This window comes from Mesorhizobium sp. M7D.F.Ca.US.004.03.1.1, assembly GCF_003998635.1.
Lineage (GTDB): Bacteria > Pseudomonadota > Alphaproteobacteria > Rhizobiales > Rhizobiaceae > Mesorhizobium > Mesorhizobium loti.
The window spans coordinates 1-4,569 of sequence record NZ_RZQG01000487.1; the positions used below are offsets into that span (position 1 = coordinate 1).

The window sequence follows — 4,569 nt, forward strand, 5'->3', positions numbered from 1 at the left end:
CGCCCGCGATCTTGATGGCCGAGAATTGCGGCGGCGTCTGCATGATGACGCCGGTGTATTTCGGCAGCAGCGCCTTGATCTCGGCTTCCGCTGGACGCTGGTCGGACTCCTTCGTCACCGGACCTTCGAGGTCATCGGTCGAACGCTCCTGTCCCCAGGAAACGGTGAAGCGGTAGATCTTGGCGCCGTCCTGCACGTAGGGCACGGTCTTGGTGGCCTCGCCAAGCGCGATCGGCAGCATGCCGGACGCCAGCGGATCGAGCGTGCCGGCATGGCCGGCCTTTTCTGCCTGGAACAGCCATTTGATCTTGGAGACGGCTTCGGTCGAACCCATGCCGACCGGCTTGTCCAGGATCAGCCAGCCCGAGATCGGACGGCCCTTCTTCTTGCCGCGGCGCGCCACTATTCGGTGTCCTTGTTGTCGTCTTTGTCCTGGTCCTCAGGACCCAGATCGCGTGCTACCTCGGGCGACTTCAACAGGTCGTTGATCCTGGCGAAATTGTCGAAGGAGGTGTCGAGCTTGAAGCGGAACTCCGGCATGAACTTCATCTGCCGCAGCGCGCCTGAGACACGGCCGCGGACGAATTTCGCATGCTTGTTCAGCGCCTCGACCACCGCATCGGTATCCTTGGCGCCGAGCGGCGAGACGAAAGCCGTGGCGACCTTGAGGTCAGGCGACATGCGCACTTCCGAGACCGACACCACGGTGTTCTCGATCAGCGGATCGATGATCTCGCCGCGCTGCAGGGTTTCGGACAGCGCATGGCGCACCTGTTCGGCGACGCGCAGCATGCGCTGGGATGGGCTGGATGTGGTTGGACGGGGCATTTTTCTCAATCCTGAAAGCGTGAGGCGCGGGATGGGACCGTGCCGCATGTCTCATATGGGTCATTCTCAATAGACCTTGGGCGGCGGTCTTTCGACCGCCGCCCGGTATGGACAAATCACTCGAACTCAGAGTGTCCGGGTCACCATCTCCACGCGGAAGCACTCGATGACGTCGCCGACGCGCATGTCCTCGTAGTTCTGGAAGGCCATGCCGCATTCCTGGCCGCCGGGGACTTCCGAAACTTCGTCCTTGAAGCGCTTCAGCGTCTTCAGCGTGCCCTCGTGGATGACGACGTTGTCGCGGATCAGGCGCACGCCCGCACCGCGCTCGACCTTGCCTTCGGTGACACGGCAGCCGGCGATCTTGCCGACCTTGGTGATGTCGAAGATCTCGAGGATCTGCGCATTGCCGATGAAGGTCTCGCGACGCTCCGGCGACAGAAGGCCCGACAGAGCCGCCTTCACGTCATCCACAAGGTTGTAGATGATCGAGTAGTAGCGGATCTCGATGCCCGCCGCCGCTGCGGCGGCACGCGCCTGGACGTTGGCGCGGACGTTGAAGCCGATGATCGCCGCACCCGAGGTCTCCGCCAGCGACACGTCGCTTTCGGTGATGGCGCCGGCGCCAGCATGGACGATGCGCGCACGCACTTCGTCGGTGCCGAGCTTGTCCAACGCAGCGTTGATCGCCTCGATCGAGCCCTGCACGTCGCCCTTGATGACCAGCGGGAATTCCTTCAGCCCGCTCGTCTGCAACTGCGACATCATCTGCTCGAGTGAACCGCGCTGGCCGGCATGCTTGGCAACCGCCTTCTCACGCGCCAGACGCTGGCGATATTCGGTGATCTCGCGGGCACGGGCCTCGTTGTTGACCACTGCGAAGCGGTCGCCGGCCTGCGGCGTGCCCTGCAAGCCAAGTACTTCGACTGGCATCGCCGGCGGCGCTTCCTTGATCTGCGTGCCACGATCGTTGACCAGCGCGCGCACCCGGCCCCATTCGTTGCCGGCAACAAGGATGTCGCCCGGCATCAGCGTGCCAGTCTGCACCAGCACGGTGGCAACGGGACCACGGCCCTTGTCGAGCTGCGCTTCGATGACGACACCCTCGGCAGTACGATCCGGATTGGCCTTCAGGTCGAGAATTTCGGCCTGCAGCAGGATCGCCTCGAGCAGCTTGTCGAGATTGGTGCCCTTGGTCGCCGAGACTTCGACGTCCAGAACTTCACCGCCCATGGATTCGACGAAGACCTCGTGGCGCAGCAGTTCGGAGCGCACCTTCTGCGGATCGGCATCATGTTTGTCGATCTTGTTGATCGCCACGATGATCGGAACACCGGCCGCCTTGGCATGGCTGATCGATTCGATCGTCTGCGGCATGACGCTGTCGTCGGCCGCCACAACCAGGATGGCAATGTCGGTCGCCTGCGCGCCACGAGCACGCATCGCCGTGAAGGCGGCGTGGCCGGGCGTGTCGATGAAGGTGATCTTGTGACCATTCTTCTCGACCTGGTAGGCGCCGATATGCTGGGTGATGCCACCGGCTTCGCCGGAGACGACATTGGCGTTGCGGATGGCGTCGAGCAGCGAGGTCTTGCCGTGATCGACGTGGCCCATGATCGTCACGACAGGCGGACGCGCCACCAGGTCCTCGGCATTGTCGGCGATGTTGAATAGGCCTTCCTCGATGTCGGACTCGGCGACGCGGCGGACCGTGTGGCCGAATTCGGTGGCGACCAGCTCTGCCGTATCGGCGTCGATGACGTCGCCCGGCTTCAGGATCTGTCCCTGCTTCATGAAGAACTTGACCAGGTCGACCGCGCGCTCGGACATGCGTTGCGCCAGTTCCTGGATGGTGATGGTCTCGGGCAGGATCACTTCGCGCATGACTTTCTCGCGCGGCTCATTATGCATCGCGCGCTTGAATTTTTCCTGGCGGCGACGCATCGACGACAGCGAACGGGCCCGCGCGTCTTCGTCGGACAATGCTGAATTCAGCGTCAGCTTGCCACGGCGGCGGTCTTCCTCGCTCTTGGTCGGCTTGGCCGGACGCGCCACTTCGGGCGTGACCGGACGGCGCACCGGTGCACCGGCACCAACCCGCTTCGGCTTGACCTCTTCCTCATCGTCGACTGTTGCCAGTTCGGCGGTCAGCGGCGCGCGGCGGCGTGCCTCTTCCTCGGCCCGACGGCGAGACTCGGCCTCGGTCTGCAACCGCGCCTCTTCCTCGGCTTGGCGGCGTGCGGATTCATCGCGTTCGCGCTTGCGGCGCTCTTCGTCCTCGGCACGGCGCTTGGCGTCCTCGGCGGCGCGCTGACGGTCCTCGACCTCGCGCACCTTGGAGCCTTCAAGCGCCCTGCGGCGCGCCTCCATTTCACTGCGCGACAGCTCGTTCAGCACCATGCCGCTGCGCTCGACCGGGGCCGGCGGGGGCGGAGGTGGCGGCGCCTTCGGTGCTTCCTGCACGACGGGCGCGGCCACAACCGGCGGCTTCGGTGTGAAGACGGGGGCGGCAACCGGCTCCGGCTTGTCGCCGGGCATCGAGAACTTGCGCTTCTTGGTTTCGACGACGACCTGCTTGGTGCGGCCGTGCGAGAAGTTCTGGCGCACAGTGCCCTGTTCCATACCGGGGCGCTTCAGCGTCAAGGTCTTCTTCGGCGTCACACTCAGCGTATTGTCGTCACCCGATTTCGTATCGCTCATTCCATATCCTCTGCGGCATCATCTTCGTCAGCAACAGCCGCAAGCATTGCCAGATCGTCCGGGGAACCGCCCCGATACCGGTCGAGCGCAACCATGCGCTTCTGGACCGCCCTGCCCGCGTCTCCCGCGAGAACGGCAGCATGTATCACATTTGTACCCCCCAATGCCAAGCTCAACTCGGCCTCGGAGAAAAGTTTGTAGGCAAGGATAGCGGGCCCGCCGAGATGGACTGTCGCCCGTCGCGCCTGGCTGATCTTGCGCACGCCGTCGTCGGACGCCTCGGTCGCGTGCAGCACGAAAAGCGCCAATCCGCCGCGCACCGCGCTCTCGACCTTGGTAGCACCAAGCGAAATTGCGCCTGCCTTGCGGGCCAGACCAAGCATGCCCAGAGCGTGTCTGGAAAGCAGCCCGTCGACCATGCCGCCAAGATCAGGCGGCACGACCACCTGTGCCTTGAAGGCGCGGGCAAAGAGGTTCTTCGCCGCAGCCTTGTCGATATGTAGGCGGTCGGCGCTCACCCAGCAACCGCGGCCGGGCAGATTTCTCTTGATGTCGGGAACGACGGCCGAATCCGGGCCGACGACGAAACGGATCAGTTCATCCGGTTCGGCTTGTTTGCGCGTAACGATGCAGGTGCGATCGTTCATCTCGTCCAAGGGCGGGTTCGGTGCGATGCGGTTTCACCTCACGCACCAACGGCTTCGTCAGCCGAGACTTCTTCGGCCGCAAGCTCGTCTTCGGTGATCCAGCCGGCCTTGAGGCGGGCAGCCAGAACCATCTGCTCGGCATCGGCACGCGCGACGCCGTGATTGGCCAGCACACCGGGGAATACCTTGGTTTCGCCGTCTTTGCGTTCCTTCCAGCCGGTGAGGTCATCGGCGGCATAGCCGGCGAAGTCCTCGATCGTCTTCACGCCGTCTTCGCCGAGCGTCACCATCATGGCGGTGGTGACGCCGGGGATTTCGCGCAATTCGTCCGAGACGCCGAGCGCCTTGCGCTTGTCGTCGTGCTCGGCCTCGATCTTCTCCAGATATTCGCGGG

Annotated in this window: 3 protein-coding genes and 2 pseudogenes; all 5 read right to left on the reverse strand. The window is 64.1% G+C overall.

Translation table 11 applies throughout. The annotated features are described in order from the left end of the window. Window positions 1–403 (reverse strand): annotated as a pseudogene (gene truB / locus EN935_RS23470) (tRNA pseudouridine(55) synthase TruB); the annotation flags it as partial. Further along, the gene (gene rbfA / locus EN935_RS23475; protein WP_109666384.1) at window positions 403–828 is read right to left on the reverse strand and encodes a 30S ribosome-binding factor RbfA; all 426 of its coding nucleotides are present in this window, start codon (window positions 826–828) and stop codon (window positions 403–405) included. The gene rbfA and the pseudogene truB, both read right to left, overlap by 1 nt. A gap of 126 nt (window positions 829–954) precedes the next feature. Further along, on the reverse strand, window positions 955–3,528 hold the full coding sequence (gene infB, locus EN935_RS23480; protein WP_126067594.1) for a translation initiation factor IF-2: 2,574 nt from the start codon (window positions 3,526–3,528) through the stop codon (window positions 955–957). Next, window positions 3,525–4,175 (reverse strand): RNA-binding protein, encoded by a 651-nt coding sequence (locus EN935_RS23485; protein WP_126067593.1) that lies wholly within the window; start codon window positions 4,173–4,175, stop codon window positions 3,525–3,527. The genes infB and EN935_RS23485 overlap by 4 nt, the downstream gene beginning before the upstream one ends. Before the next feature lie 38 nt (window positions 4,176–4,213). Beyond that, window positions 4,214–4,569, reverse strand: a pseudogene (locus tag EN935_RS23490) (transcription termination/antitermination protein NusA); the annotation flags it as partial.

Coding starts and splice junctions, on each gene's coding strand:
- infB (WP_126067594.1), bottom strand. CDS start 3,528: ATGAGCGATACGAAATCGGGTGACGACAATACGCTGAGTGTGACGCCG.
- EN935_RS23485 (WP_126067593.1), bottom strand. CDS start 4,175: ATGAACGATCGCACCTGCATCGTTACGCGCAAACAAGCCGAACCGGAT.
- rbfA (WP_109666384.1), bottom strand. CDS start 828: ATGCCCCGTCCAACCACATCCAGCCCATCCCAGCGCATGCTGCGCGTC.